We start from the raw sequence: 26609 nt of genomic DNA, 5'->3' as shown, positions 1-26609 counted from the left end.
TCTGCGGGCGGAATCGCGACTTGGCGCACCTCACAAACCTCTACTCAGACCACCTCGACCAAGGCCGGTAGCACCCGTTCGTAGCGCCTCATCTTCCCCGGCTCGATGCCCAGCCATCGGGCTACCTCCTCCGGCGATGTTCCTCGTCGCAATTGCCTAAGGGCAAAGGTGTGCCGCAGGCGGAACGATCCGCCTTCTCGAGAGCTCACGCCGGCGTCTTCGAGCACTTGTCTCGCGCGCTCGTACTGAGAGGGCTTTTGCCATTGCTTGCCGCTGCGCGTGGACGGGAACAGGTATTGTCCCGTTACACCTGACTCTGCTCGCACAGTCAGCCAGTGCCGCAGCAGCTCCGCAGCCCAGGGCGCCACCGGCGTTTCGCGCGCCGGTGAATTGCCGTTTCCAGGCACATGAAGCTTCCACGGTCGCTCGCGTGCGTTGCCGCCTTGCGTGAGAGGCGAGGCGAGCGTCAACGCCCGCACGTCGCCCGGCGTGAGCCCGGCGCCGAGCTGCAAAGCCACGGACACGCGGTTGCGGACTTCCTGCCAGGGCAGCGCTGGCTGAGTTTCTCGCACAGTGCCGGGCCGTGGTCGGGCGGCCGAAAGAAAGGCGATGAGCTGCCCGGCTTCGCTCGGCGAGAGGTACTCCGGCAGCGGATCGGCATGCGAGGCATCTGCATAGCGGACCTCGGGATTGGCCGCCAGCCAGTTTGCCGCAGCCGTGTTGACCTTGGTATCGGTTCTCGCTGCATGGTGGCGGAGCACCCTGTCGATCAGTCGTATCAGCCGCAGTGCATAGCGGGGGGTGAGCGACTGATCCGAGGTCTTGCGACCGAAGCGTGCTGCTTGGAATGCCTGCAGGTCAGCCAGATCCAGGCTGGACAGGCTCACCACAGGGGACTGTCCCAGGCACCAGGCCACAAAGGCTTGCCACATGTCTTGGTAGACGGAAACCGAGCCTTCCTGACGCAGCAGGCCCGAGTCGCGCTGGTCGGAGAGCCAAGCCTCGAAAGCTTCCCCGAAGGCAGTCACGTTTCCTGTAGGGTGGGGAGCGTCGGCACGGCGAGGAGGTGGTGGGGCGGCGGCCATGGTTCAGGATGATAAACATACTAACGGCATGCATCAATATGGGAGTTGCGCGACTTGCTTTCGGAAAACTGGTTTCTTTTGCGGCCAATGCCGTTAGTCTTTTTTTAACTGACTCTATTCAGGGCTTTCGCGGCAGACAAAAGATGGGGCCAAGCGGCGAGGGGAGAGGTTAGGTGCAACTCCAAGACCGCGCTTGTGCTCGACAGGGAACAGCAGTGTCAGTGCCGCTTCGGACAGGCCGCATTCCTGGACGACGATTTCGGCCAAGCTTCTCGAGGTCCGGCAGCTCTCCTTCAGCGCGGCGGTCATCAGCCGCGCTCAAAGGTCGTCGGGGATCTCATCCACACCGAGCGTTCGCCGCGACCAGGATGCAACCCTAGGGTTTGTACTCATCCGTTGATCCGGATGGCCGGACGGCTCGTCACCGCTTCATCCGGGATGTCGGCGCGACAGCGCTCCTTCGTCTGCAGGAGCCCTCGAAAAATCAACGACTTAGCGCATTTCTGCGTGCGCCGGGGCCGTGGCATGTCGATTGCTGAGGGACAAGGCCCGCCGCATGTCCGATGCGAGTCGCGGCCATGACACAGGAGACAGGCCGATGAGCCACATGGGCGAGCTCGTCCCCACGGGCGAGATGTACGGCACCACTGTGCCGTCGCCGACCTTGCCACGCCATGCCTCGCCCCTGCCGGCCCCCGACAATTTCTAGGAGACCCTCCGTGGACAACCAATCCCAATCCGCACCCAAACCCTTCTACAAGTCCCTGTACTTCCAGGTCATCACCGCGATCGTGCTCGGTGTGCTTCTGGGGCATTTCTACCCGGACACCGGCGCGTCGATGAAGCCGCTGGGCGACGGCTTCATCAAGCTCATCAAGATGATCATCGCGCCGATCATCTTCTGCACGGTGGTGGTCGGCATCGCCGGCATGGAGGACATGAAGAAGGTCGGCAAGACCGGCGGCCTGGCGCTGCTTTACTTTGAGATCGTCTCCAGCATCGCGCTGGTGGTGGGCCTGGTCATCATCAACATCGTGCGGCCCGGTGCGGGCATGAACGTGGACGTGAGCCAGCTCGACACCAAGAGCATCGCGGCCTACACGGGCCCTGGAAAGATGCAGAGCACCACCGATTTCATCCTGAACATCATCCCCAACACGCTGGTCGACGCCTTCGCCAAGGGCGAGATCCTGCAGGTTCTGCTGATTGCCGTGCTGTTCGGCTTTGCGCTGCACCGCTTCGGCGGGCGCGGCACGCTGGTGTTCGACGTGATCGAGAAGGGCTCGCACGTGCTCTTCGTGATCGTGGGCTACATCATGAAGGTCGCGCCCATCGGCGCCTTTGGCGCGATGGCCTTCACCATCGGCAAGTACGGCGTGAGCTCACTGCTGCAACTGGGCCAGCTGATGGCCACTTTCTACGCGACCTGTCTGCTGTTCATTTTCGTGGTGCTCGGGGGCATCGCCAGGGCCCATGGTTTCAGCATCTGGAAGTTCATCAAGTACATCAAGGAAGAACTGCTGATCGTGCTGGGCACGTCGTCCAGCGAATCGGTGCTGCCGCGCATGATGGCCAAGCTCGAGAATCTGGGCGCGAAGAAGTCTGTGGTCGGCCTGGTGGTGCCCACGGGCTACTCGTTCAACCTCGACGGCACGTCGATCTACCTGACGATGGCGGCTGTATTCATCGCGCAGGCCACCAACACCGACATGACGCTCACGCAGCAGCTCACGCTGCTGGCGGTGCTGCTGCTCACATCGAAGGGGGCCGCAGGCGTCACGGGCAGCGGCTTCATCGTGCTGGCAGCCACGCTGTCGGCTGTGGGCCACGTACCGGTGGCGGGGCTCGCGCTCATCCTGGGCATCGACCGCTTCATGTCGGAAGCCCGTGCGCTCACCAACTTGATCGGCAACGGCGTGGCCACCATCGTGGTCGCCAAGTGGACCGGCGACCTCGACACAGTGCGCATGCACCAGCACCTGAACCAGGAAAGTCCGCTGGAAGCCGACGAGCCCGAGCGCGTGCTCGACGCCACCGAGGCACACATGCCCGCCGGCTCGGTGCGCTGAGCGCCGTCGCTGTCTCGCAAGCGGCGAGGCGGCGCGCGACAGCAAGATCAGGCGGCCGTCCGCCCCGATACTCGGTGGTATGCGGTCCGCGGCCCACCTCATCTTTCACTTACTGCCCGCCCGTCACCGGGCAGGCACCGATGCGCGCCCCACGGCCTTGTGCAATAACGCTTCCTTGACTTCAAGGGAGCCGGCCCGGCGCTTCGATTTGCCTTTCGACGATTCCAGACGATGGCGCGGCCTGGCGCGCTGGTGCGGCGCGCTGGCGCTGGTGGCAATGGCCGCCTTCGCGGGCCACCAGTTCGCCATGCAGGCCGGCCTGGCGCGGCTGCGCGAAGCTGCGGACCATCGCCTCGACATGCTCGCGACGGGCCTGGACGCCGACCTGGCCCGCTTCGAGTACCTGCCTGCGCTACTGGAGATGACCCCGATCGTCCCCGCGCTGCTCGAAACGCCGTCAGACACACACCTGCGCGACGCGGTCAACCGCTACCTCGACGGCGTCAACGCCACCGCGGGCGCCGAGATGCTCTACGTGCTCGACCGCTCCGGCATCTCGCAGGCGGCGTCCGACTGGAACAGGCCCGGTACCACCCTGGGACAGGACCTGTCGTTCCGACCCTACGTGATCGACGCGCTGAGCCAGGGGCGAGGCCGCTTCTATGGCGTGGGCATCACCAGCAACCGGCCAGGCTACTACCTGTCGTACGCGCTTCGGCGTGGCCAGCCCACGCGTGGCGTGGTGGCCGTCAAGGTCAACCTCGAGGAGGCCGAGCGCGCCTGGCGCAAGCTGCCGGGCGACGTGGCGCTGATCGACCAGCGCGGCGTGGTGATCCTCTCCACGCGCAAAGACCTCAAATTCCGTCCACTGCTGCCGCTCGACGCCCTGCAACGCGCCGAGGTCTTGCGCTCGCGTCCCTACGGCAACGCCACGTTGCAGCCACTGCAGTGGACGCAGAAGCAGGCGCTGGACCGCAACGTCCAGGTGATCGCGCTGGACGGTACCGATCAGCTCGCCTCGGCTAGGCCTCTGCGAGATGCCCCCTGGCAACTGATGGTGCTCGACAATCTGGCGCCGGTGCGGGTGGCGGCGCGCAACACGGCCATCACCGCGAGCCTGGCCATGGCGGTGCTGTTGCTGGTGGCCGTCGCGCTCTTGCAGCGCCGACGCGCGGTGCACCAGAAGCTCGCCAACCAGGCGGCGCTGCAGGCGGCGCATGACACGCTCGAATCGACCGTGGTGGCTCGAACCGCGCAGCTGCGCGCGGCCCAGGGCGAACTGGTGCATGCGGGCAAGTTGGCCGCTTTGGGCCAGATGTCGGTCGGCGTGGCGCACGAACTCAACCAGCCACTCACGGCCATGCGCACTCTCTCCGAGAGCGCCGGCATCCTGCTCGACAGGAATCGGTTAGACGACGTGCGCGGCAACCTGCAGCGCATCTGCGGCATGGTCGACCGGCTCGCGCGCCTGACCTCGCAATTGAAGACATTCGCGCACCGCAGCGACCTGCCATTGGTGCCGCTGCCGTTGTCGCAGGCCATAGCCGATGCACAGGCGATGGTGGCCGAGGCCGCGAGGAAGCACCGCATCGGCATCGAGGTCGATGTGCAGCCCGCCACGCTGAGCGTCATGGCCGAGGAGGCGGCGCTGGGCAGCGTGCTGGCCAACCTGATGCGCAATGCCGTCGACGCCATGCAGGAGGCGCCCGTGCGCACACTCAGGCTCGCAGCGCGGCTGGAGGAGGGCCGTGTGATCCTTCGTGTGAGCGATACCGGCACCGGCATCCATCCCGACATCCTGCCGCGGCTGTTCGAACCTTTTGTCACCAGCAAGCCGGCGGGTGCCGGTCTGGGCCTGGGCCTCGTGATCTCGGCACAATTGGTGCGCGCGATGGACGGCACGCTGCGCGCAGCCAACCTGCCGCAGGGCGGTGCCTGCTTCGTGGTCGACTTGCCTGCTGCCATTGCCGTGATCCACAACCCGCCCGGTTCCTTTCCTTCCAATTCCCTTGATTCCAATGCACAGGAGTGATGCCCAAGTGAGCGACAACCCTGCCATCCGTGTGCTGCTGGTGGAGGACGACGAAGACGTCCGCCTGAGCACGGCCCAGGTGCTGGCCCTGGCGGGCTTCGAGGTCGAAGCCTTCGCCAGTGTCGAGCGCGCCCGGGCGCACATCAGTTTCGGCGTTCCGGCGATCGTGATCAGCGACGTGCGCCTGCCGGGCATGAGCGGCACCGAATGGCTGAACGAACTGCACACGGCCGACGCGGAGCTTCCAGTCATCCTGGTCACGGGGCACGGACACATCGCGATGGCTGTGCAGGCGATGCGAGAGGGTGCCTACGACTTCATCGAGAAACCCTTCAGCTCCGAGCGACTGGTGGCCATCGTGCGCCACGCCATCGAACGACGCGAGCTCACGCTGCAGGTGCGCAAGCTGCGCGACGCGCTGGACAACTGGAACGGCATCCAGTCGGTGCTGCTCGGCCGCTCGGCCCAGATGCAGCACGTGCGCCGCACCGTGATGACGCTGGCCGAGACCTCGGCCGACGTGCTGGTCTACGGCGAAACCGGCACCGGCAAGGAACTCGTCGCCCAATGCCTGCATGCGCACAGCGAGCGCCGCCGCCAGCATTTCGTGCCCCTCAACTGCGGCGGCCTGCCGGAGGCATTGGCCGAGAGCGAGCTGTTCGGCCACGAAGCCGGCGCCTTCACCAGCGCCAACCGCGCGCGGGTGGGCAAGTTCGAATACGCCAACGGCGGCACGCTGTTCCTCGACGAGATCGAGAGCATGCCGATGCCGGTGCAGATCAAGCTGCTTCGCGCGCTTCAGGAGCGCAGCATCGAGCGCATCGGCTCCAACAAGGCCATTCCCTTCGACTGCCGCGTGGTGGCCGCGAGCAAGGAGGACCTGAAGGAAATGAGCGACCGCCAGAAATTCCGGGCCGACCTGTACTACCGGCTCGGCGTGGCCTTCATCGAACTGCCGCCGCTGCGCGAGAGGCGCGAAGATATTCCGCTGCTGTTCGAGCACTTCACGCTGCTGGCCGCGAACCGCTACGAGCGCCCGGCGCCAGCGCTGACCAACGCGCAGTTGGCCGACCTGATGGCCTATGCGTGGCCAGGCAACGTACGCGAACTGCGCAACGTGGCGGACCGCTTCGTGCTGGGCCTGCTCGGCGAGCGCCTCACGCAGACGCGCGCCAGCGGCGACGGCCTGCCGGCATTGCCGCGTGCGCTGCCGCAGCAAGTCGAGGCTTTCGAGCGCGCGGTGATCGTCGAGGCGCTGCGCAAGCACAAGGGCGACCAGCCCGCCACGGCCGCCGCGCTGGCCATCGCGCGGCAGACGCTGCACGACAAGCTGCGCAAGTTCGACATCCTGGCGGACGATTTCAAGTAGCGCCTTGGTTCGGTCGTGGCTCTGCGGGTCAGGACCGTCGGGGTTGCATTTGCTGGCGAGTTCGCGGCTCATGCACTCTCCGCATGCTGCTGACGGCTGCCAAGGCGCCAAGCGAATGGCCAGCACGCTCGACGATCTTCTTGCGCACCAGCCGCCAGGCGCTTCCGCATACAGGATGCGCCCGTCGGCTTCGTGGGAAGGACAGGGTCAGTGGGTGCGCGTGATCCTGCGGATCATGTTGTTCGAGCGATCCGCAACGAACACATCGCCGTTGCGATCGACGGCAACACCCATCGGGTCGCTGAAGCGCGCGTCGTTACCGGGACCATCCACGTATGCGCCGAGAGAGCTGCCACCGGCCAGCGTCGTCACCTTCTGCGCCGGCGAGATCTTGCGGATGCTGTTGCTGAGCAACTCCGTCACGTAGACGTTGCCGCCGGCATCTATCGCGACGCCGATCGGGAGATTGAACGCCGCCGACGAGCCTGTGCCGTCGATGGAAGCCGACACCCCACTGCCGGCGTATGTCGACACTGTCCCCAGGGGGGTGATCTGGCGAATCACGTTGTTGTTCTGGTCTCCCACATAGAGGTTGCCCGCGGCATCGATGGCCAGTCCGGTGGGGTAGTGGAACTGCGCGCTCGTCCCGTTGGCATTCACGAATCCCGGCGCGCCCGAGCCAGCGAAGGTCGAAACGACACCCGCGGGCGTGATCTTGCGGATCAGATGATTGCCTTGGTCCGCGACAAAGAGATTGCCGCCGGCGTCCACCACGATGCCCCATGGATACTGGAATTGCGCGCTGGTGCCCGAGCCATCGGCGTTGCCCGCAGCCGTACTGCCCGCAAAGACGCTCACGGCACCTTGGGGCGTGATCTTGCGGATCATGTGATTCTCATAGTCGGCCACATAGATGGTGCCGTCCGCACCGACGGCGGCACCTCTGGGTCCCTTGAAGCTCGCTGCCGTTCCGGCTCCGTCGTCGTGCCCCCCGCTTGGCAGGCTGGAATCGCCGGCGAGCGTCGAAACGACGCCTGCGGGCGTGATACTGCGGATCGTGTTGTTAGCGGTGTCCGCAACGTACATGGTTCCGTCAGGACCGAAGGCGAGCCCATAGGGTCCCTTGAAGCGTGCGCTGGAACCGGCCCCGTCCGCGACGCCCGGCGTCGTGGCGCCCGAGAACACATCGACTTTCGCCGAGACCGCGACCCAGTCACCGCATACGATGGCAATCGACACCACGTCCGCGGTCGCGGTACCAGACGGACCGTTGACGAAACAGACTTCGCCGAAGGGATGGCCCGCGACACCAACGCTGTACGAGGCGCCGGACGTCAGTGCCCTTGAGAACTTGAAGCTCGTGGCACCGCTGGCCACTGAAAGCGAGTCCGCACCGTTGTTCTGAAGTGCCAGCCCTTCGGCGCTCAAGCCCGAGATGGTGCCGCCGATCGTGAATTTGGCGGTCGAGTCGGTGTTGGTTGTGGTCTCGCCGCTGGTAGGCGGATTGCCGCTGTTGCCGCTGCTGCTGGTGTTCCCGTTTGCACCGACGCCCGCGAAGAACGAGCCTCCCCCATTGCTACCACCGCCACATGCTGAAAGCAGCAGCAGCGCGGCAGCGCTCACCGCAGCCAGTGGCCTGTAGTAAGTCCGAATAGTCACTTGTCTTTTCCTCTGATGGTTGTGAGAGCCCCTTACGCGGTGTCTGGCGCCGAGCCAATCCGTCCGGGACTGGGGCCGAAACGAAGCGCATCGACCTCGCCGGTCGCGTCGCATGTGCGTCAGCGCTCCGCCATCGCCTTGCCCACGCGGACTGCGCCTGCCGGACGCTGAACGCCCACGGTTTCACATATCGGTAACAAATAGGAAAACTTTAGGGTGACCGTGCGACTAGTCCGGAAAGCGTTGGCGTTTTAAATGTCCCATTGACAGAACATTGAAACTGCAAAAACATCAAAGGCATGTCGCAAATGCCTTTGCCGAAATACCACCAGATCTATCTGGTCCTGCGTGAGCAGTTGCACGAGGGGCGTTTCGCGGAAGGCCTGCCGGGCGAACTTGCGCTGATGGCGCAGTTCAATGTCGCGCGTGTCACGGTCCGGCGCGCGCTGGAACAGCTGGCCTCGGAGGGCCTGATCGCGCGCAACCCGGGGCGCCGCACGCGCGCACTGGCGCCGCCCGTCGCGGGCGACGGGCCTGAGGGCAAGAGCATGGAGCGTGCCAATCTGCGCGGCCTGCTCGAGAACCTGGTGACCATGGGCCTTCATACCTCCGTCAAGGTGATCGAGGTGGCGACCATCACCGCGTCCACGCAGGTCGCCCAGGCTCTGCAACTGGACCTCGGCGATCCGGTTCAGAAGGCCGTGCGCGTGCGCTCCACCAAGGAAGGGCCGCTCTCGCACATCACGACCTATGTGCCCGACTCCATCGCACGCCGCTTCGGCCGGCGCGAGCTGTCGAAGAAGCCCATTCTCGTGCTGCTGGAAGAGTCCGGCGTCAAGGTGGGGCGCGCGCACCAGACCATTTCGGCGCGGTTGGCGGACAACGTGCTCGCACAGCACCTGGATGTGTCCGTCGGCTCCGCGCTGCTCGCGGTGCGCCGCCTGATCTACGACGAAGACGAGCGGCCCGTGCAGTGGCTGCACGGCCTCTATCGCCCCGACCGCTACACCTACGAGATGCAGCTCTCCCGCGTGGGCAGCATCGACGCGAAGGTGTGGGTCAGCAAAGACGTGTCAGCCCAGTTCAACTGAAGAAGAAGGAAAGCCCCATGCAGAACCGCCGCAGTTTCGTTTCGCAGTCCGCCGCCCTGGCCACTGCCGTCGCCTTCCCGCTCGTGGCCGGCGCGCAGCCCAAGACCGTCAAGGTCGGTGTGCTGCATCCGGTCACCGGTGCGCTCGCCTATTCCGGCCAGCAGTGCCGCCTGGGTGCGCTCATGGCCATCGAGGACATCAACGCCGCGGGAGGCATCAAGTCGCTCGGCGGCGCGAAGCTCGAGGCGCTGCTGGGCGATGCGCAGTCGCAGCCGCAGGCCGGCGCGGCCGAGGTCGAGAAGATGAACGAAGCCGGTGTCTCGGCCATCGTGGGCGCCTTCGCCTCGGCCATCTGCCTGGCCACCACGCAGGCCGCCGCCAAGTACAACCTGCCGCATGTGGTGGATGTGGGCGTGGCCGACCAGATCGTCGAGCGCGGCCTGAAGAACACCTTCCGCTTCGGTCCCGGCTACAGGAAGTCGACCGAGGTGGCCATGGCCAACCTGCTGGTGCTCAACAAGGCCGCGGGCAGCCCCGCCAAGACCGTGATGATCATCCACGAGGAGTCGCTGTTCGGCGCTGGCACCGCGCAGCTGCTGTCGCGCGAGCTCCCGGGCTACGGCTTCGAGGTGAAGGAGGTGGTCAAGCATGCCAACCCCACGCGCGACTTCAACAACATCGTGCTGCGCATGAAGTCGGTCAACCCCGACATCGTGATCCCCGCCAACTACTACAACGAATACGCACTGCTGGTGCGCACCATGCAGCAACAGAAGGTCGTGCCCAAGGCGATCTTCTCGGTGCTGGGCGGCGCCGCGTCGAGCTACAAGTTCGTCAAGGAGTTTCCGGACGCGGCCAACGGCATCATCGACTGCAACCATTGGTTCAACCCGAAGGACAAGCGCTCGCAGGAACTGCGCAAGCGCGTGGAGGCCAAGGGCCAGTTCTTCAGCTACGAGGTTTTCATGACCTACACCTCGATGTGGCTGCTGGCCGATGCCATCGAGCGCGCGAAGTCGACGGAGCGCGCCGCCATCATCGACGCGCTGGAGAAGAGCACCTTCTCGAATCACATCATGCCGTACGGCCCCACCAAGTTCGTCAACGGACAGAACGAAGGCGCGCAGCCCCTGATGACGCAGGTGGTGAAGAACGACATCAAGGTGATCATCCCGCGCGACTACCGCGAAGTGGACCCCGTCTTCCCGCTGAAGGCTTGAGCCGCAGGGCCGGCACCGCATGGCGGGCGGCCTTCATGAAGAGACAAGAAGCCAAGCACCAGCCAGCCTCATGCCAGACATCAACATTCTTTTCCCCTCGGTCCTCAACGGACTGACGACGGGCGCCGTATACGCCCTGATCGCCGTGGGACTCACGCTCATCTACGGCGTGTTGCACATCATCAACTTCGCCCATGGCGCAAGCCTGATGCTGGCCCTGTACGCCGTGTACTTCCTGAAGGAGCGCTGGGGCATCGACCCCTACATGGCCTTGCCGATTGCCATCATCGGCATGTTCGCGCTGGGCTATGCGCTGCAGCGCGTCGTCATCAACAAGGCAGGCCACGGCAAGGACGAGAACATCCTGCTCGCCACGCTGGGCATCGCCATCGTCATGGAGAACCTCGCGCTGCTGTTCTTCAAGTCCGACACCCGCAGCATCGAGACCGCCTATTCGCTGAGCACCGTGGCCATCGGCCCCGCCATGATCGCGGTGCCCAAGCTGGTCGCCTTTGCCGGCGCGCTGGTGGTCTCGGGCATCCTGTTCTGGATCATGGGCCGCACCGACCTGGGCCGTGCCATTCGCGCCGTCGCCAAGGAGAAAGAGGGCGCCAAGCTCATGGGCATCGACGTCGACCACGTGTACGCCATGAGCTTCGGCATCGGCCTGGCCTGCCTCGGCGCGGCCGCGTGCTTCCTGCTGCCCGCGTACTACGTCAACCCGCAGGTCGGCAGCGGCTTCGTGCTCGTGGCCTTCACGATCGTCGTGCTCGGCGGCATGGGCAGCTTCGTGGGCGCGCTCATCGGCGGCTTCCTCGTGGGCGTGGTCGAGTCGCTCGGCGGACTGTACCTGGGCGAGTCGCTCGGGCAGATCGGCATCTTCGCCATCTTCATCGGCGTGGTGCTGTTCCGCCCGCAGGGCATGTTCGGAGCCAAGGCATGAAAGCGGGAATCAACGCCGGATACAGACAGCTCGCGGCCATCGCGCTCTTTGCCGTGGTCGTCGGCTGCGTGCCTCTGGTCACCCAGTCGGGCGTCATGCTGAACTTCGTGATGATGGCGCTCTACGCCACGCTCATCGCGCAGGCCTGGAACATCCTCGGCGGCTTTGGCGGGCAGTTCTCCTTCGGGCACGCACTGTTCTTCGGCACCGGCGCCTACATCCAGGCCATCGCACAGCTGCAGGGCGGCATCAACGCGTGGGTCGCGCTGCCGCTGGCGGTGGCTGGTGCCGCGGTGGTGGGCCTTTTCGTCGGCGCGCTCACCTTCCGCTATGGCCTGAAGGGCTCCTACTTCGCGCTGGTCACGCTGGCCTTCGCCGAGGTGTTCCGCATCGTCGCGACTTCGGTGCCCTTCACCGGCGGTGGCGTCGGCCTCATGGTGCCGCTGCGCGAAGCGGTGGGCAACATGCAGTTCGCGTCGCGCGCGGGCTACCTGTGGGTGGTGCTGGCAATGGTGGTCGTGGCGCTGCTCGTGACCTGGTGGCTGCGCAACGGCCGCTTCGGGGCCTACCTGCAGGCGGTGCGCGACAACGAGGACGCCGCGCGCGCCGTGGGCGTGAATCCGTTTCGCGTCAAGCTCGCGGCCATCGGCCTGTCGGCCGCCTTCATGGGCGCGGCCGGTGCGTTCTACGTGCAGGTGTTCCAGTACATCGACGCGGGCATCGCCTACGGCTCCGTCACCTCGGTGGAGGCGCTGGTCGCGGCCATCGTGGGCGGCATGGGCACGCTGTGGGGGCCGGTGCTGGGCGCGGCCGTGCTGCATCTGCTGTCGGACCTCACGCGCAACCTGTTCGGCGAGCTGCCGGGCATCAACATGGTCATCTACGGCACGGTGCTCGTGCTGATCGTGATCTTCCTGCCGCGCGGCGTGGCGGGGCTGGGCCTGTCGGTGCGGCAGTTGTGGAAGGCAAAGGGAGAGCGCAATGACTGAGCCCTTGTTGAAACTCGACGGCATCTCGCGCTCCTTCGGCGGCCTGAAAGCCGTGCAGGACGTGAGCCTGGCCGTCACGCAGGGCAGCCTCACGGCGCTGATCGGTCCCAATGGCGCGGGCAAGACCACGCTGTTCGCGCTGATGTCCGGCTTTCTGAAGCCCGACACCGGCAGCGTGCGCTTCGCCGGGCAGGACATCACCGGCCACGAGCCGCACCGCAATGCGGTGCTCGGCATGACGCGCACCTTCCAGATCGTGAAGCCCTTCGCCGCGCAGACCGTGCGCGAGAACATCGCCGTGGGCGCGCACCTGCACGTGCGCAACCGCGCCGAGGCATTGCGCAACGCCGAGGCGGTCGCGCAGCGCGTGGGCCTGGCGCCGCAGCTGGACAAGGCCGCATCTGACCTCACCGTGGCCGGCCGCAAGCGCCTGGAACTCGCCCGCGCGCTTGCCACGCGCCCGCGCCTGCTGTTGCTCGACGAAGTGCTCGCAGGCCTCAACCCGCAGGAGATCGCCGAGATGATGCCGGTGGTGCGCGGCATCGCCGACAGCGGCGTGACCGTGCTGATGATCGAACACGTGATGCAGGCCGTGATGAACCTCGCCGAGCACGTGTGGGTGCTGGCGCAGGGCCGGCTCATCGCCGAGGGCAACCCCGCGCAGGTGACTTCCGACGACCGGGTCGTCGAGGCGTACCTCGGGCACGGCACGGCGGCGCGGCTGCGCAAGGCCGCTGCGGGAGCATCCGCATGAGCGCGCTGCTCGACATCCAGGGCCTGCGCGGCGGCTATGGCCGCGTCGAGGTGCTGCGCGGCGTCGACCTGCAGGTCGACGCCGGCGAGATGGTCGCGCTGCTCGGCAGCAACGGCGCGGGCAAGTCGACCCTGAACAAGGTGGTCTGCGGCCTGGTGCCCGCATGGAGCGGCAGCGTGCGCTTCGACGGCAAGGACCTGAGCGGTGCGCACTACCGCGACGTGGTCAAGGCCGGTCTCATCCAGGTGCCCGAAGGGCGCAAGGTGTTTCCCAACCTCAGCGTGCTGGAGAACCTGGAGCTCGGCTCCTTCACGCGCGCACGCGCACGCCGCGCGGCCAACGTCGAGAAGATGTTCCACATCTTCCCGCGCCTGCGCGAACGCATGGCGCAGCACGCCGGCACCATGAGCGGGGGCGAGCAGCAGATGCTGGCCATCGCGCGCGGGCTCATGGCCGAACCCGTGCTGCTGATCCTCGACGAACCCTCGCTCGGCCTGTCGCCGCTGCTGGTGGAAGAAATGTTCACGCTCATTCGCGAGTTGCGCGACGGCGGCCTCGCGGTGCTGCTGGTCGAGCAGAACGTGGGCCAGTCGCTGGAGATCGCCGACCGCGCCTACGTGCTGGAGAACGGCAGCGTGCGCTTCTCCGGCAAGCCCGATGCGCTGATGCGCAGCGACGAGCTGCGGCGTGCGTACCTGGGCCTGTGAGCCCACCGAGCCCTTCAAGAAATACAAGGAGACCTCCCGATGAAACGCCGTGACATCCTCATCGCGCCCCCCGCACTGGCCGCGCTGGCCTTTGCCGCCGGCGCCCGTGCGCAGGTCGGCAACGCGCCCGTGCGCATCCTCGTCGGTGCGCCCGCCGGCGGCTCGACCGACACGCTCGCGCGCTCGCTGGCCGTCAGCATGGGCCCCGCCCTGGGCCGCACCGTGATCGTCGAGAACAGGCCCGGCGCGGGCGGCAACATCGCCGCCGACGCGGTCGCCAAGGCCGCGTCCGACGGCAATACGCTGCTGCTGAGCTTCACCAGCCACGCCATCAATGCCACGCTATACCCCACGCTGCCTTTCGACCCGGTGAAGGACTTCACCGCGCTCACCTGCGTGGCCACCTCGCCGTCCATCCTCGTGGCCAGTCCCAGCCTGCCGGTGAAGGACGTGCGCGAGCTCATAGCGCTGGCCAAGGCCAGGCCCGGACAGCTCAATTTCGCCATCGGCGCGGTGGGCTCCTCGCTGCACATGGCCGGCGAGGCCTTCAAGATGCAGTCGGGCGTGGACATCGTGAACATCCCCTACAAAGGCACCGCGCCCGCCGTGCAGGATCTGCTCGCCGGCCAGGTGCAGCTGATGTTCGCGGCGGTAGGCAACGTCAAGGCACACATCCAGGCCGGCAAGCTCAAGGCGCTGGGCGTGACCACCGCGAAGCGCCTGCCCGCGTTCCCCGACGTCCCGGCCATCGCGGAGGCCTTGCCGGGCTACGAGTCGAGCGCGTGGTTCGGGCTGTTCGGCCCGGCGCGCCTGCCAGCCGACGTGGCGCGCAAGCTCAGCGACGCGGCGCGCCATGCGCTGCAGCAGCCCGACATGCTCAAGCGGCTGGACACCGAGGGTGCCGTGGCGGTCGGCAACTCGCCCGAGCAGTTCGCCGCGTTCGTGCAAAGCGAGATTCCGCGCTGGGCCAAGGTCGTCAAGTTCTCGGGAGCCAAGCCGGAATGAGCCCTTCCGCAGCAACCCGAATGCCAAGCCGCACAGCGCCGCAGACACTGGCGCAGAAGCTCATCGCGCGCGCGAGCGGCCGGGCGCACGTGGCGGTGGGCGAGATCGTGACCTGCGGCGTCGACCTCGCCATGTTCCATGACTCCTCGGGTCCGCGCCGCCTGAAACCCATGCTCGAGGAACTGGGCGCACAGATCTGGGACCGCTCGCGCATCGTGCTGGTGATGGACCACTACGTGCCCGAGCGCGACGACGACTCGCGGCGCATCGTGCGCATCGCGCGCGACTGGGCGCGCGACCAGCAGCTGCCGCACGTGTACGACAGCCAGGGCATCTGCCATGTGGTGGTGCCGCAGCACGGCCACATCCGTCCCGGCATGCTGTGCGTGGGCGGCGACTCGCACTCGCCCACCGGCGGGGCATTCGGTGCCTACATGTTCGGCGTGGGCAGCACGGAGATGCTGGGCGTGGTCGTCACCGGCGAGATCTGGCTGCGCGTGCCCGAGACCATCCGCATGTGGTGGGACGGCGCGCTGCCCGCCGGGGTGACCGCCAAGGACATGATGCTGCACATGATCGGGCGCTTCGGCATGAACGGTGGACGCTATCAGGCCGTGGAGTTCGCGGGGCCGGCGGTGGCCGCGCTGTCGATGCAGGAGCGCATGACGCTGTCGAACATGAGCGCCGAGCTGGGCGCGCAGGCCGGGCTGATCGCGCCCGACGAAACCACGGCTGCTTTCCTCGAAGGCGCGGGCGCACCGCGCGCCGACATGGCGCGCTGGTTCACCGACGAAGACGCGGACTTCACGCGCCACCGCTTCGACGCCGCCATGCTGGAGCCGCACATCGCCGCGCCGCACAGCCCGGCCAACTCGCACGGCGTGAGCCGCTATGCGGGCACGCGCGTGGATGTGGCCTACATCGGCGCGTGCACCGGCGCGAAGCTCGACGACCTGCGCGCCGCGGCGCAGGTGCTGCGCGGACACAGGGTGGCGCCCGGCATACGCCTGATCGTCGCGCCCGCCAGCATCCAGGACCAGGAGCAGGCGCGCGCCGAGGGCGTTCTGCAGGCGCTGATGGACGCGGGCGCTGAGCTGCTTCCGACCGCGTGCGGAGCCTGCTCGGGCTATGGCGACCCGATGGGCGACGACATCACCGTCATCTCGACCACGGCGCGCAACTTCAAGGGCCGCATGGGCTCGCCGACCGCGCAGGTGTACCTGGGCTCACCCTACACGGTGGCCGCCGCGGCACTGCGCGGCCGCGTGACCGATCCGCGCGAGGTGCTGGCATGAGCGTCACCCGGGCCACCCATCGCGTCTGGCGCCTGGGCGCAGACATCGACACCGACCTGCTCGCGCCGGGCCATGCCATGAAGCACGGCATCGACGTGATCGCGAAGCACTGCCTGGAGGCCATCCGCCCCGACTTCGCCGCGGGCGTGGCGCCCGGCGACGTGCTGGTGGCCGGGCCCAACTTCGGCATCGGTTCCTCGCGCGAGCAGGCCGCCGCCGTGCTGGTGCAACTGGGCGTGGCGGCGGTCATCGCGCCCTCGTACAGCGGCCTCTACTTTCGCAATGCCTTCAACGTGGGGCTGCTGCTGCTGACCTGCGCCGAGGCAGAGACGCTGAGCGAGGGCGATCAGATCGCCCTCGACACGGGCTCGCCGGAGATCGTCGCGCCCGGCGCACGGCGCCTGGCTTGCGAGCCGGTGCCCGGATTTCTCATGGACATGGTCCGCGCCGGCGGATTGTTGAACCAGCTGCGCCAGCGCGCTGCCCGAACCGCCTTCACGAAAGCCCCCGATGCCTGATCTCTCCTGTGCCCCGACCCTCGACCCCGTCACGCTCGCCGTGCTGCGCGGCCGCCTCGAACAGGTGGCCGACGAAATGGATGCCACGCTCTATCGAAGCGCGTTCAATCCCATCATTGCCGAGGCGCACGACGCCTGCCACGGCCTGTACGACGCCGTCACCGGCGACACCCTGGTGCAGGGCAAGTCGGGCCTGCCGGTGTTCGTGGGCGCCATGGCCTTCGCCGTGCGAGCCACGGCCAAGGCCGCCGACGCCCGCGGCGGGATGAAGGACGGCGACGTCTGGATCAGCAATGACGCCTACGACGGCGGCACGCACGCCAACGACTTCAAGCTGGTCAAGCCCTTCTTCCGCAACGGCAAGCTGTATTGCCACATGGCCTCGGCGGCCCATTGGCACGACGTCGGCGGCGCGGTACCCGGCAACTACAACCCCGCCGCCACCGAATGCTGGCAGGAGGCGGTGCAGATCCCGCCCGTGCGCATCGTGCGCAATGGCGAACTCGACGTCGACGTGCTCGCCATCCTGCAGGCCAACACGCGCCTGCCCGACAGCCTCTGGGGCGACCTGAACGGCCAGCTCGCCGCGCTGGAACTCGGCGCCAGGCGGCTGAACGGCCTGCTCGACGAGTACGGCGACGACCTGGTGATGAACGCGCTGGGCGAACTGCGCGGCCGCGCGCTGCGCCTGATGCGCTCGCACATCGCCTCGCTGCCCGACGGGCGCTACAGCTTCGAGGATGTGCTGGACAACGACGGCATCGTCAACGAGCCGCTGACCATCGCACTGGACATGACCGTGGCGGGCGACCGGCTCACACTCGATTTCTCGCGCACGTCGCCGCAATGCGCGGGGCCGGTGAACATCTCGCGCGCGACCGCGGTGGCTGCCTGCTACGTCGCGCTCAAGCACCTGTTTCCCGACGTGCCCGCGAACGCGGGGGTGCTCGACGCGGTGGACTTCGTCATTCCCGACAAGCTGGTGATCAGCTGCGAGCGCCCGCGCCCGGTCGGCGGCTACACCGAGACCATCCTGCGCATGATCGACGTGATCTTCAGCGCCGCCGCGCAGGCCGATCCCACGCGCGCCGTGGCGCAGGCCTACGGCACCATCAATGCGCTGTCGATTGCCGGGCATCGCAGCGACAAGGGCCGCGAGGGCCAGCGCTGGGTGATGTTCAGCTTCTTCGGCGGCGGCCATGGCGGCCATTCGGGCGGCGACGGCCTGGCGCACGGCAACGCGCCGATCTCCACGGCAACGATTCCGCCGCTGGAGATTCTGGAGGCGGCGTATCCCGTGCGATTCACCGAATGGTCGCTGCGCGCCGACTCCGGCGGCGATGGCCAGCATCGGGGCGGCCTGGGGGCCGTCTACGAAATCGAGCTGCTCGAGAAGGATGCGGAAGTGTTCGTCTTCGGCGAGCGCGGCACTTCGCCGCCCAAGGGCATCGCGGGCGGCGGCAGCGGTGCCGTCAACGTGTTCCGCTACGAGAACGCCGGCGAATGGCATACGCCGCCCATGGTGTCGAAGATGCGTGGCATCACGCTGGCGCGCGGCGAGCGCGTGCGCCTCGAAACCCCCGGCGGCGGCGGCTGGGGCCACGCCGCCGGGCGGCCCCTCGAACAGCGAGCAGCCGATGCCGCCATGGGCTATGTGACCAACGGCAGCAACGACAAGAAAGCGTCCCAATGAGTTCCCCTGGCAAATCCCTGGTCGTCGGCGTCGATGTCGGCGGCACCTTCACCGACCTCTTCGTGCTCGACGAAGCCCTCGGCACCGCGCGCATCGTCAAGGTGCCTTCCACGCGTGGCGAGGAAGCGCGCGGCTTCATGAACGGCGTGGCGCGCGTGGCCAATTCGGCCGCGGCCATCGCCACCATCGTGCACGGCACCACGGTCGGCACCAATGCGCTGCTCGAGCGCAAGGTGGCCCGCACCGGCATCATCACCACGCGCGGCTTTCGCGACGTGCTCGAGATGCGCCGCCGCGACCGCCCGCAGACCTGGGGCCTGCGCGGCAGCTTCCTGCCGGTGGTGCCGCGGGACCTGCGCCGCGAGGTCGACGAGCGCGTGCTGGCCGACGGCACGCTGCACACGGCAGTCGACCTGGCGCAGGTGCGCGCCGAAGCGCGTTCGCTGCTCGAAGCCGGCTGCGAGGCGGTTTGCGTGTTCTTCATCAACACCTACGCCAACCCCGAGAACGAGCGCCTCGCGGTGGCGGCGGTGCGCGAGATCTGGCCGAACCCGCACGTCACCTCGGCCAGCGAGGTGTTGCCCGAGATCCGCGAGTTCGAGCGCTGCTCGACCGCCACGCTCAACGCGGCGCTGCAGCCGGTGGTGGGCAGCTACCTCGGACGCCTGGAGAGCGACCTGCGTGCGCAGGGCTTCGCGGGCGAACTGCTGGTGGTGCAAAGCAACGGCGGCGTGATGTCGCGCCAGACCGCGAGCGACCTGCCGGTGCGCACCGCGCTCTCGGGCCCGGCGGCGGGCGTCATCGCCTGCGCGGCAATCGCGCGTGCGGCGGGCTTTCCGAACGCCATCACGGGCGACATGGGCGGCACGTCGTTCGACGTGTCGCTGGTGGCCAACGGCGAGGCCGCGCTGGCGGCGCAGACCGCCATCGAGTTCGGCATGGTGATCCGCTCGCCGATGATCCAGATCGAGACCATCGGCGCCGGCGGCGGCTCCATCGCGTCCGTCGACGCCAGCGGCATGCTCCAGGTCGGGCCGGAGTCGGCGGGCAGCGTGCCCGGGCCGGCATGCTACGGACGCGGCAACATGCGCCCTACGGTGACCGATGCCAACGTGCTGCTCGGGCGCATCGCCGCCGACCGGCCGCTGGGTGGCGGTTTGCTCGCGGCGCTGGATGCGCAGAAGTCGCGCGAGGCCATCGAAGTGCACGTGGCGCGCCCGCTGGGGCTCGACGTGCATGCGGCGGCCGAGGCGATCCTGACTCTGGCCAATGCACGCATGGCCGGCGCGATCCGTCTGGTCTCCATCGAGCGCGGGCACGACCCGCGCCGCTTCGCCTACATGCCCTTTGGCGGCGGCGGAGCGCTGCACGTGTGCGCGATGATGCGTGAAGTGGGCGTGGCCACCGGCATCGTGCCGCGCTATCCCGGTGTCACCTCGGCGCTGGGCTGCGTGATCGCCGACATGCGGCATGACGCGGTGCAGACCCTCAATACGCCGCTGGCCGATCTCGACGTGGCCGACCTGCGGCGCCGCATCGACGAACTGGCCGCCAGCTGCCAGCAGCGGCTGGACTCGTCGGGCGTGCGCTTCGACGAAGTGCGCGAGGTGGTGGCGCTGGACATGCTCTACGCGGGCCAGACGCACACGCTGCCGGTGACGCTGGCCGACACCGGCAAGACGCCGCTGACCGCCGCATCGGTCCGCGCCGCCTTCGAAGCCGCTTACAGCGCCGCCTTCGGCCGCGTGCTCGACGGCATCGCGATCCGCGTGATGAACCTGCGCTATGCGCGCATCGGCGTGCGCCCCAAGTTCGACCTGGCCGTGCTGGCGCCCGAAGGCGAGGGCAGCATTGCGCCGCTGGGCACGCAGCGCGTGTTCCATCAGGGCCAGTGGCACGACGCCGCGCGCTACGCCCGCCTCGAACTGCCGGTGGGCGCGCGCATCGACGGCCCCGCCATCCTGGAGCAGGCCGACACCACCGTCTGGCTGGAGCCGGGCTTCCATGCCGAGGTCGATGCGTACGGCAACCTGCTGGTGAGGCCGTCATGAGCGAAGGGCAACGCATCGTCGCGGCCAATACGGCGCTGGTCATCATCGATCTGCAGAACGACTTCCTGGACGCGAAGGGCGCTTACGCACGCGGCGGCGACACCAATCCACCCGCCTTGCTGCTGCCCGATCGCGTGGCAGCCGTGGCACGCGCGCTGAAGGCGGCCGGTGGACTGGTCGTCGCGAGCCAGTTCACGCTGTGGCCCGATGCGAGCGGAGAGCCGATGGTGTCGCCGCATCTCAAGGCCCTGCGCCCATACCTGAAGAAGGGCGACTTTGCCCCCGGCAGCTGGGGGCAGGCGAACGTGGATGCGTTAACCGGTCTGATCGACGTGACGGTCAGCAAGGTCGCGTACTCGGCATTCTTCAACACGCAGCTCGACTGGGTGCTGCGCCGCGCGGGCATCGACACGGTGGCCGTATGCGGCATCGTGACCAACGGCGGTGTGGCGAGCACCGTGCGCGACGCCCACATGCGCGACTACCGCACGCTGGTGCTGGCGGACGGCTGCGCGGCCTTCGGCGAGGAGCGCCACCAGACAGCGCTGGCCGACATGCGCAATGTGGCCGAGGTCACGGCGTGCCAACCCTTCGCGGATTCGCTGGCATGACGACGGCGCCCGTGCGAACCGTCCGCCGTGCGGCGTCGCTTCCGGCCGACGCGCATGTGTCGGTGGCCGTTGTCGGGGGCGGTGCCTGCGGGCTCACGGCCGCGTTGATGCTGGCGGACGCAGGCGTCGATTGCGTGGTGCTCGAACGCGATGCGCAGCCGGGCGGCTCGACGGCGCTGTCCTCGGGCTTCATTCCCGCGCCGGGCACGCGCGTGCAACGCGCGCACGGTGTCGACGACAGCGCCGCGCGATTCGCCGCCGACATCCAGGCCAAGGCGCACGGCCGCGCCGCGCCGGTGCTGGTCGATGCGTATGCCGCCGCCATCGGCCCGGCGCTCGATGCGCTGCAGGCGCGCCACGGCTTCGACTGGACGCTGCTCGACGGCTTTCTCTACCCCGGCCACAGCGTGCACCGCATGCACACGCTGCCCCAGAAGACCGGCGCCGCGCTGATGGCAAGGCTCCAGGCGGCGGCCGAAGCCGCGGGCATTCCGGTGCTGACGCAGGCCGTGGCCGAGACGCTGGTGCTCGACGCCGACGACCGCGTGATCGGCATCGACTACCTGCGCCCTGACGGCCGGCGCGAGTCGCTCGGCTGCGACGCGCTGCTGCTGGCCTGCAACGGCTTCGGGGGCAATGCACAGATGGTGCGCGCGCTGCTGCCCGAGATGGCCGAAGCCGCATTCGGCGGCCATGTGGGCAACGACGGCAGCGCCATCCTCTGGGGCCAGGCGCTGGGCGCGCGGCTGCGCGACCTGGGCGGCTACCAGGGACACGGCTCCTGGGTCACCCCGCAGGGCGCGCTGATGTCGTGGGCCGTGATGATGGAAGGCGGGGTGCAGATCAACCGCGAGGGTCGGCGCTTTCACGACGAGACGCAGGGCTACTCGGAGGCTGCGGTGCATGTGCTGGCGCAGCCCGGCGGCGTGGCATGGAACGTGTTCGACACACCGCTGCTCGCGCTGGCACGGGGCTTTCCGGATTTCTGCGATGCCGAAGCGGCCGGCGCGTTGCGCCGATGCGAGTCGGTGCACGAACTGGCCGCCTGCATCGGCTGCGACGACGCCGTGCTGCAGCAAACGCTCGACACGCTGCGAGGCAGCGCGCCGGCACCCGATGGACGCGTGTTCGCACGCGGTCTCGACGCCCCGTATTTCGCGGTCAAGGTGACAGGCGCGCTCTTCCACACCCAGGGTGGCCTCGACATTGCCGCCGACACCCGCGTGCTGCGCGAGGACGGCACCCCCCTGCCCAACCTGCTGGCCGCAGGCGGCGCGGCCGGTGGCGTTTCCGGCGACGCGGTGTGGGGCTACCTCTCCGGCAACGGACTGCTGAGCGCCGTGGCCGGTGGCTTCATCGCGGCGCGCACGGCCGCCGCGCTCATTCGATCCAAGGAGACGTCGGCATGACGAATCACACCCTCAAGAGCCGCCTGTCGAAGCCCGACGTGGTGCTGGCCCCCGGCGTGTACGACGCGCTGAGCGCGCTGGTGGCCGAGCAGGCGGGCTTCGAGGCGCTGTACCTTTCGGGCGCATCCATCGCCTATACGCGACTCGGCCGGTCCGACATCGGCCTGACGACCTTCACCGAGGTGGCCGACACGCTTGCGCACATCACCGAGCGCGTGCGCCTGCCGGTGATCGTCGATGCCGACACCGGCTTCGGCAATGCGCTGAACACGCAGCGCACCGTGCGCGGTTTCGAACGCGCGGGCGCGGCCATGATCCAGATCGAGGACCAGACCTTCCCCAAGCGCTGCGGGCACCTCGACGGCAAGGCCGTGGTGCCCGAGCGCGAGATGGTCGGAAAGCTCAAGGCCGCGCTCGACGCGCGTGCGTCGAGCGACACGCTGATCCTGGCCCGTACCGACGCGGTGGCGGTGGAGGGCCTGGACGCCGCACTGGAGCGGGCCGAAGCGTACCTCGCATGCGGTGTGGACGCGCTCTTCATCGAGGCATTGCGTTCGCCCGAGCAGATGGATGCGGCCTGCAGCCGCTTCGCGCACCGCGTGCCGCTGCTGGCCAACATGGTCGAAGGCGGCAAGACGCCGATCCAGGATGCGGACGCGCTGCAAAGGCACGGTTTTCGCATCGCCATCTTCCCCGGCGGCACCGCCCGTGCGGTGGTGCACACCCTGCAGGGCTACTACGCGAGCCTGCACCGGCACCGCACCACGCAGCCCTGGCGCTCACAGATGCTGGATTTCGACGCACTCAACGAGGTGATCGGTACGCCGGAACTGATGCGGGTCGGGAAAAGCTACGGCGATTGATCGTCGTCGCCGGCAGCACCCGGCGGCTCGGCCGCGCGCCTCGCGCTGGCGGCAATCCGGCGCAGCAGGTCCAGAGGCGCCACGGGCTTGTAGCAGATCGGGATCCCGCGCAAGGACGTGAGCGCATAGGAGTTCAGCGACTCGCCGGTCACGATGAGGGTGGGCACATCGCCCCAGTGCGCGCGCATCAGTTCGATCGCATCGAGGGCGGTTTTCCCGTCCGGCAAACGATAGTCGCTGAGCAGGACATCGGGCGCCCGCTCGGTCAGCGGCAGTTGTCGCCTCATCTCCTCGATCGACCCCCACGCCTCGTGCAACACGCCGTGCGCATTGAATACCGCGGCGAGCGACCGCCTGACCAACTCGTCGTCCTCGATCAGCACGACGTACTTGCCGCGGCTCGCTTCGACGCCGCCGGCCATGAAGTCGTCGAGCGCAATGCCGTCGAAGGCCGGTGCGATCACCGATGCCGGAATCTCCAGCGTGAAGGTGCTTCCCACGCCCACCTCGGACTGGATCGAAAGCTGATGGCCGTCGAGCAGTTTCAGCATGGCCGAGACGATCGACAGCCCCAGGCCCACGCCCTTGTCGGCCGCCTGCGCATGTCGATTGTTCAGCTGGACGAAGGGGCGGAAGATGATGTCGCTGCGCAGGGCTTCCTCGGCTATTCCGAGGCCGTTGTCCTGAATGGCCAGGCGCGTGAGCTCGCCGTGCGCCGTCAGGAGCAGGCGCACGTGGCTGCGGCGTCCCCCTTCCGCGGACCGGTACTTGACGCCGTTGCTGACGAGATTCAAGAGAATGCGCTGGAGGAAGTGGCGGTCGCTCCTCACGAACACCGGCTTCCCCGGGGGCGGATCGAATTCGACGCAGGTGCCGCTTTCGTGGGCGATGGCCCTGGTCTGCTCGACCGTGTCCCTGAGCAGCGCCACCAGGTCGAAGTCGGACAGCTCCGCCTTCACGAAGCCCGACTCCAGCCGCGAGAGATCCATGATGGCGGCCAGCTGGGCGCGCATGTTGCCCGCTGCGCGGCTCGCCATCCCGGCGAGGCCAAGAGCGTCGGCCGTGCGACCCGCCTGAATCGCTTCACCGATGGGTTCGAGTGCGTTCCCGATCACCTGCAGCGGCTGGCGCAAATCGTGGATGGCATCGGCCAGGAAGCGGGATTTTCGCTGGTCCCTGCGCTCGGCATCGGTGCGCAGACGGTCCTTGATTTTCAGCAGGAGCTCGGAGCGCTGCTGCTGCACGCGCATGGAGTCGGCCAGTGTCGCGTTGGTCCGCGCAAGCTCCGCCGCGATGGCGCGCTGGCGGCGCTCTTCGAGCAGCCTGTGGGCCAACGCCGCCGAGAACAGAAGCACCGCGAGTGCCGAGCCCACCTGCGGCGCCACCTCGAACTCGATGGAGCCTCCGAAACGGGCGGTGATTCCCAACATATCCAGCGTGTTGAGGACGGCGCCGATCAGGACGCCCGAGAACGTCACCAGGAAGACACGGACGTGGGCATGGCCGGCCCGAACCTTGCCGAGCGCGAGACCGAAGCACACCACCATGGCCACGAACTGCACCAGGAACGCCACGCGAACGGCCTGGGGAAAGGGCAGCCCGCTCGCGCCCATGGCCAGGGCAACCGCCAGCAGCACCGGCGCCCAGTGCCACCGCCGCGCCAAAGCTGCGGCATTGCTGACGAATTGAATCGTGAAAGACGTGAAGAGCCCGGCCGCGAGCAGGAGAAAGACGATCCGCGACCAGTCGTTCCATGCCGTGGCCTCCGGCCAGAGGTACTGGAACGCGATGCCGTTGTAGCTGAGGACAAATCCCGCGGTCATCAGGATCCATCCGACGTAGTAGAGATAGATGCGCTCGCGCACGACCAGGAAGATGATGAGGTGGCAGAAGAACAGCCCGCCCATCAGCCCGACATAGATGCCGTTGGCCAGCAGCGCCGTGTGTTCGACCTTCTCGAATTGCCGCGGTTGCCAGATGCCCAGAGGAAAGCGCATCGCGCCTTCGGTCTGCACCCTCGCAAGAATCTCGACCTTGTCACCGGGCTGCACCGACACCGGCACGACGAAGCTTCGCGCGTTGTAGGGACGCTGCGCGAAAGCCAGCCGGTCGCCCAGGCTCCACCGCGTCCAGGACGTGGCTGCGCCGGCTTTGACGTACAGGTCGAGATGATCGAGCAGGGGGTACCCCACCTCCACCATCAGGGTGCCCGCGTCGCCGGGGCTCGCGGTGAGCGGATCGCTTCTGAACCAGTGGGGCGCTGTTGCGAAGCCATAGCTGGCTGATGACCAGGGCCTGCGTTTCCAGGCTTTTTCGGGAAGCGCGGTGACCTCGGACAAGGAAAGCGGCGTGCCGTCTTCGACCAGGTAATCCACCTGCAGCACCCTGTGACCGGCATCGGCCGAGGCGGCATGGCAGGCAAGCACCAACGCGCAGCAGAAGACGATTCGAAGAAGGCCCGCGATCGCGGCGTGAGCGGCGTTCGCGGCCTTCGCGGCCTTCATGAACCCTCCGAGCCCGGCACGGCAATCCGTATGCGCCGGCGAGACACCTCGATCAGCAGTTCCGTGCGCCGGGCCACGCCGAAGAATCGCAGCAGTTCCGAGACATAGCTTTTTCGGACCGTCCCTTCGCTGATGCCCATGCGGTTGGCGATGGCCTTATTGGGCAGGCCCTGGCACAGGTAATACAGAACCTCGCGCTGCCTGGGCGCCAGCCCCAGAGATGCGGCGGTGCAGCCATAGGCGCCCGCGGCGGTCTCGCTCCTGGGAGCGCGCTCGAGGATCGATTCGGGAAGATAGATCCCGTTGTCGAGAACCGTCTGGATGGCGGCCGAGAAGACGCCACCGTCTCCGGTGGCCTTCGTGATGTAGCCAGACGCGCCCTGCGCGATGCAGGAGAGAACCAGCGCACGGTCGTCGTCGCCCGACAGCATGATGGCGTGGCAGGGCATTTCGCGTTCGCGCACGAAACGCAGGACGTCCAGGCCGGAGGCCTCCGAGCCGAGGTGGATGTCGATGAAGACGAACTGGAACGAGCCGGCCGCCAGGCGAGCAATCGCCCCCTGGTACGAGGATTCCTCGTGCACCCGGTAATGCGGTGCGGCCTTCTGCAGAAGGGAGCGCATGCCGGCGCTCACGAGCGCCTGATCCTCGACGATCAGCACGTCGGCCGTTGTTCCTGCGTCGAAGTTTCCGTTTTCCATCATCCTCGACGCCATCGCCGCCGCCCCCGGGTCACCGAACT

The 26609-nt window shown here is 67.6% G+C and carries 21 protein-coding genes; 17 read left to right on the top strand and 4 right to left on the bottom strand.

Translation table 11 applies throughout. From position 1 onward, the window contains the following. Positions 1-44: 44 nt before the first annotated feature. Positions 45-1028: a tyrosine-type recombinase/integrase gene (locus C4F17_RS27875; protein ID WP_234383105.1), complete on the bottom strand. Its 984-nt coding sequence runs from the start codon at positions 1026-1028 to the stop codon at positions 45-47. Between the two features lie 776 nt (positions 1029-1804). On the opposite strand from C4F17_RS27875, the gene C4F17_RS27870 reads away from it, so the two are divergent. The 3 genes from C4F17_RS27870 (at position 1805) to C4F17_RS27860 (ending at position 6555) form a co-directional block, all read left to right on the top strand. Continuing rightward, complete coding sequence (locus C4F17_RS27870) at positions 1805-3154, top strand: dicarboxylate/amino acid:cation symporter (RefSeq protein ID WP_106937777.1); 1350 nt, start codon at positions 1805-1807, stop codon at positions 3152-3154. Positions 3155-3329: 175 nt separating this feature from the next. Beyond that, positions 3330-5186 (top strand): sensor histidine kinase, encoded by a 1857-nt coding sequence (locus C4F17_RS27865; protein WP_106937776.1) that lies wholly within the window; start codon positions 3330-3332, stop codon positions 5184-5186. Beyond that, positions 5173-6555 (top strand): sigma-54-dependent transcriptional regulator, encoded by a 1383-nt coding sequence (locus tag C4F17_RS27860; RefSeq protein ID WP_199852014.1) that lies wholly within the window; start codon positions 5173-5175, stop codon positions 6553-6555. Before C4F17_RS27865 ends, C4F17_RS27860 begins: the two co-directional genes overlap by 14 nt. A 207-nt stretch (positions 6556-6762) precedes the next feature. On the opposite strand, the gene C4F17_RS27855 is transcribed toward C4F17_RS27860, so the two are convergent. Beyond that, positions 6763-8214, bottom strand: a complete 1452-nt coding sequence (locus tag C4F17_RS27855; protein WP_159053756.1) for an NHL repeat-containing protein — start codon at positions 8212-8214, stop codon at positions 6763-6765. 308 nt (positions 8215-8522) lie between these two features. Here C4F17_RS27855 and C4F17_RS27850 point away from each other — a divergent pair, with 308 nt between their 5' ends. The 14 genes from C4F17_RS27850 (at position 8523) to C4F17_RS27785 (ending at position 23363) form a co-directional block, all read left to right on the top strand. Next, positions 8523-9305 (top strand): GntR family transcriptional regulator, encoded by a 783-nt coding sequence (locus C4F17_RS27850; protein ID WP_106938481.1) that lies wholly within the window; start codon positions 8523-8525, stop codon positions 9303-9305. Positions 9306-9322: 17 nt separating this feature from the next. Further along, on the top strand, positions 9323-10525 hold the full coding sequence (locus tag C4F17_RS27845; protein WP_081266178.1) for an ABC transporter substrate-binding protein: 1203 nt from the start codon (positions 9323-9325) through the stop codon (positions 10523-10525). A 70-nt stretch (positions 10526-10595) separates the two neighbouring features. Then, complete coding sequence (locus C4F17_RS27840; protein ID WP_106937773.1) at positions 10596-11468, top strand: branched-chain amino acid ABC transporter permease; 873 nt, start codon at positions 10596-10598, stop codon at positions 11466-11468. After that, positions 11465-12457 (top strand): branched-chain amino acid ABC transporter permease, encoded by a 993-nt coding sequence (locus tag C4F17_RS27835; protein WP_081266176.1) that lies wholly within the window; start codon positions 11465-11467, stop codon positions 12455-12457. Before C4F17_RS27840 ends, C4F17_RS27835 begins: the two co-directional genes overlap by 4 nt. Beyond that, the gene (locus tag C4F17_RS27830) at positions 12450-13211 is read left to right on the top strand and encodes an ABC transporter ATP-binding protein (RefSeq protein ID WP_106937772.1); all 762 of its coding nucleotides are present in this window, start codon (positions 12450-12452) and stop codon (positions 13209-13211) included. Before C4F17_RS27835 ends, C4F17_RS27830 begins: the two co-directional genes overlap by 8 nt. Next, complete coding sequence (locus C4F17_RS27825) at positions 13208-13918, top strand: ABC transporter ATP-binding protein (RefSeq protein WP_106937771.1); 711 nt, start codon at positions 13208-13210, stop codon at positions 13916-13918. The genes C4F17_RS27830 and C4F17_RS27825 overlap by 4 nt, the downstream gene beginning before the upstream one ends. A 39-nt stretch (positions 13919-13957) precedes the next feature. Beyond that, positions 13958-14923: a tripartite tricarboxylate transporter substrate binding protein gene (locus C4F17_RS27820; protein WP_106937770.1), complete on the top strand. Its 966-nt coding sequence runs from the start codon at positions 13958-13960 to the stop codon at positions 14921-14923. Positions 14924-14943: 20 nt separating this feature from the next. Then, on the top strand, positions 14944-16218 hold the full coding sequence (locus tag C4F17_RS27815) for a 3-isopropylmalate dehydratase large subunit (RefSeq protein ID WP_106937769.1): 1275 nt from the start codon (positions 14944-14946) through the stop codon (positions 16216-16218). Continuing rightward, positions 16215-16736: a LeuD/DmdB family oxidoreductase small subunit gene (locus tag C4F17_RS27810; RefSeq protein ID WP_106937768.1), complete on the top strand. Its 522-nt coding sequence runs from the start codon at positions 16215-16217 to the stop codon at positions 16734-16736. The genes C4F17_RS27815 and C4F17_RS27810 overlap by 4 nt, the downstream gene beginning before the upstream one ends. Beyond that, positions 16729-18429: a hydantoinase B/oxoprolinase family protein gene (locus C4F17_RS27805; RefSeq protein ID WP_106937767.1), complete on the top strand. Its 1701-nt coding sequence runs from the start codon at positions 16729-16731 to the stop codon at positions 18427-18429. The genes C4F17_RS27810 and C4F17_RS27805 overlap by 8 nt, the downstream gene beginning before the upstream one ends. Continuing rightward, positions 18426-20480 carry a hydantoinase/oxoprolinase family protein gene (locus C4F17_RS27800; RefSeq protein WP_106937766.1) on the top strand — a complete coding sequence of 685 codons (2055 nt, stop codon included), beginning with the start codon at positions 18426-18428 and terminating at the stop codon, positions 20478-20480. Before C4F17_RS27805 ends, C4F17_RS27800 begins: the two co-directional genes overlap by 4 nt. Continuing rightward, positions 20477-21091 (top strand): cysteine hydrolase family protein, encoded by a 615-nt coding sequence (locus C4F17_RS27795; protein ID WP_106937765.1) that lies wholly within the window; start codon positions 20477-20479, stop codon positions 21089-21091. The genes C4F17_RS27800 and C4F17_RS27795 overlap by 4 nt, the downstream gene beginning before the upstream one ends. Then, positions 21088-22500, top strand: coding sequence for an FAD-dependent oxidoreductase (locus tag C4F17_RS27790; protein ID WP_106937764.1), 1413 nt, complete (start codon positions 21088-21090; stop codon positions 22498-22500). Before C4F17_RS27795 ends, C4F17_RS27790 begins: the two co-directional genes overlap by 4 nt. Further along, positions 22497-23363, top strand: a complete 867-nt coding sequence (locus tag C4F17_RS27785) for an isocitrate lyase/PEP mutase family protein (protein ID WP_106937763.1) — start codon at positions 22497-22499, stop codon at positions 23361-23363. The genes C4F17_RS27790 and C4F17_RS27785 overlap by 4 nt, the downstream gene beginning before the upstream one ends. Here the strand turns inward: C4F17_RS27785 and C4F17_RS27780 are convergent. Then, a complete protein-coding gene (locus tag C4F17_RS27780; protein ID WP_106937762.1) occupies positions 23351-25867 on the bottom strand; it encodes a hybrid sensor histidine kinase/response regulator in 2517 nt (838 codons plus the stop codon). The two genes, C4F17_RS27785 and C4F17_RS27780, sit on opposite strands and share 13 nt — an antisense overlap. Beyond that, complete coding sequence (locus tag C4F17_RS32975; protein WP_159053755.1) at positions 25864-26571, bottom strand: response regulator transcription factor; 708 nt, start codon at positions 26569-26571, stop codon at positions 25864-25866. Before C4F17_RS32975 ends, C4F17_RS27780 begins: the two co-directional genes overlap by 4 nt. Positions 26572-26609: the final 38 nt, after the last annotated feature.

Origin of the sequence: Variovorax sp. PMC12 (genome assembly GCF_003019815.1) — a bacterium.
GTDB lineage: Bacteria > Pseudomonadota > Gammaproteobacteria > Burkholderiales > Burkholderiaceae_C > Variovorax.
The sequence above is the reverse complement of the archived record's forward strand: the minus strand, read 5'-3'. Positions and strand labels throughout refer to the sequence as shown.

What these genes read in the sequence shown, in the direction of transcription:
- C4F17_RS27815 (WP_106937769.1), top strand. Translation starts at nt 14,944, where the DNA reads ATGCCAAGCCGCACAGCGCCGCAGACACTGGCGCAGAAGCTCATCGCG.
- C4F17_RS27845 (WP_081266178.1), top strand. Translation starts at nt 9,323, where the DNA reads ATGCAGAACCGCCGCAGTTTCGTTTCGCAGTCCGCCGCCCTGGCCACT.
- C4F17_RS27835 (WP_081266176.1), top strand. Translation starts at nt 11,465, where the DNA reads ATGAAAGCGGGAATCAACGCCGGATACAGACAGCTCGCGGCCATCGCG.
- C4F17_RS27790 (WP_106937764.1), top strand. Translation starts at nt 21,088, where the DNA reads ATGACGACGGCGCCCGTGCGAACCGTCCGCCGTGCGGCGTCGCTTCCG.
- C4F17_RS32975 (WP_159053755.1), bottom strand. Translation starts at nt 26,571, where the DNA reads ATGATGGAAAACGGAAACTTCGACGCAGGAACAACGGCCGACGTGCTG.
- C4F17_RS27820 (WP_106937770.1), top strand. Translation starts at nt 13,958, where the DNA reads ATGAAACGCCGTGACATCCTCATCGCGCCCCCCGCACTGGCCGCGCTG.
- C4F17_RS27805 (WP_106937767.1), top strand. Translation starts at nt 16,729, where the DNA reads ATGCCTGATCTCTCCTGTGCCCCGACCCTCGACCCCGTCACGCTCGCC.
- C4F17_RS27785 (WP_106937763.1), top strand. Translation starts at nt 22,497, where the DNA reads ATGACGAATCACACCCTCAAGAGCCGCCTGTCGAAGCCCGACGTGGTG.
- C4F17_RS27810 (WP_106937768.1), top strand. Translation starts at nt 16,215, where the DNA reads ATGAGCGTCACCCGGGCCACCCATCGCGTCTGGCGCCTGGGCGCAGAC.
- C4F17_RS27795 (WP_106937765.1), top strand. Translation starts at nt 20,477, where the DNA reads ATGAGCGAAGGGCAACGCATCGTCGCGGCCAATACGGCGCTGGTCATC.
- C4F17_RS27850 (WP_106938481.1), top strand. Translation starts at nt 8,523, where the DNA reads ATGCCTTTGCCGAAATACCACCAGATCTATCTGGTCCTGCGTGAGCAG.
- C4F17_RS27840 (WP_106937773.1), top strand. Translation starts at nt 10,596, where the DNA reads ATGCCAGACATCAACATTCTTTTCCCCTCGGTCCTCAACGGACTGACG.
- C4F17_RS27860 (WP_199852014.1), top strand. Translation starts at nt 5,173, where the DNA reads ATGCACAGGAGTGATGCCCAAGTGAGCGACAACCCTGCCATCCGTGTG.
- C4F17_RS27830 (WP_106937772.1), top strand. Translation starts at nt 12,450, where the DNA reads ATGACTGAGCCCTTGTTGAAACTCGACGGCATCTCGCGCTCCTTCGGC.
- C4F17_RS27825 (WP_106937771.1), top strand. Translation starts at nt 13,208, where the DNA reads ATGAGCGCGCTGCTCGACATCCAGGGCCTGCGCGGCGGCTATGGCCGC.
- C4F17_RS27780 (WP_106937762.1), bottom strand. Translation starts at nt 25,867, where the DNA reads ATGAAGGCCGCGAAGGCCGCGAACGCCGCTCACGCCGCGATCGCGGGC.
- C4F17_RS27800 (WP_106937766.1), top strand. Translation starts at nt 18,426, where the DNA reads ATGAGTTCCCCTGGCAAATCCCTGGTCGTCGGCGTCGATGTCGGCGGC.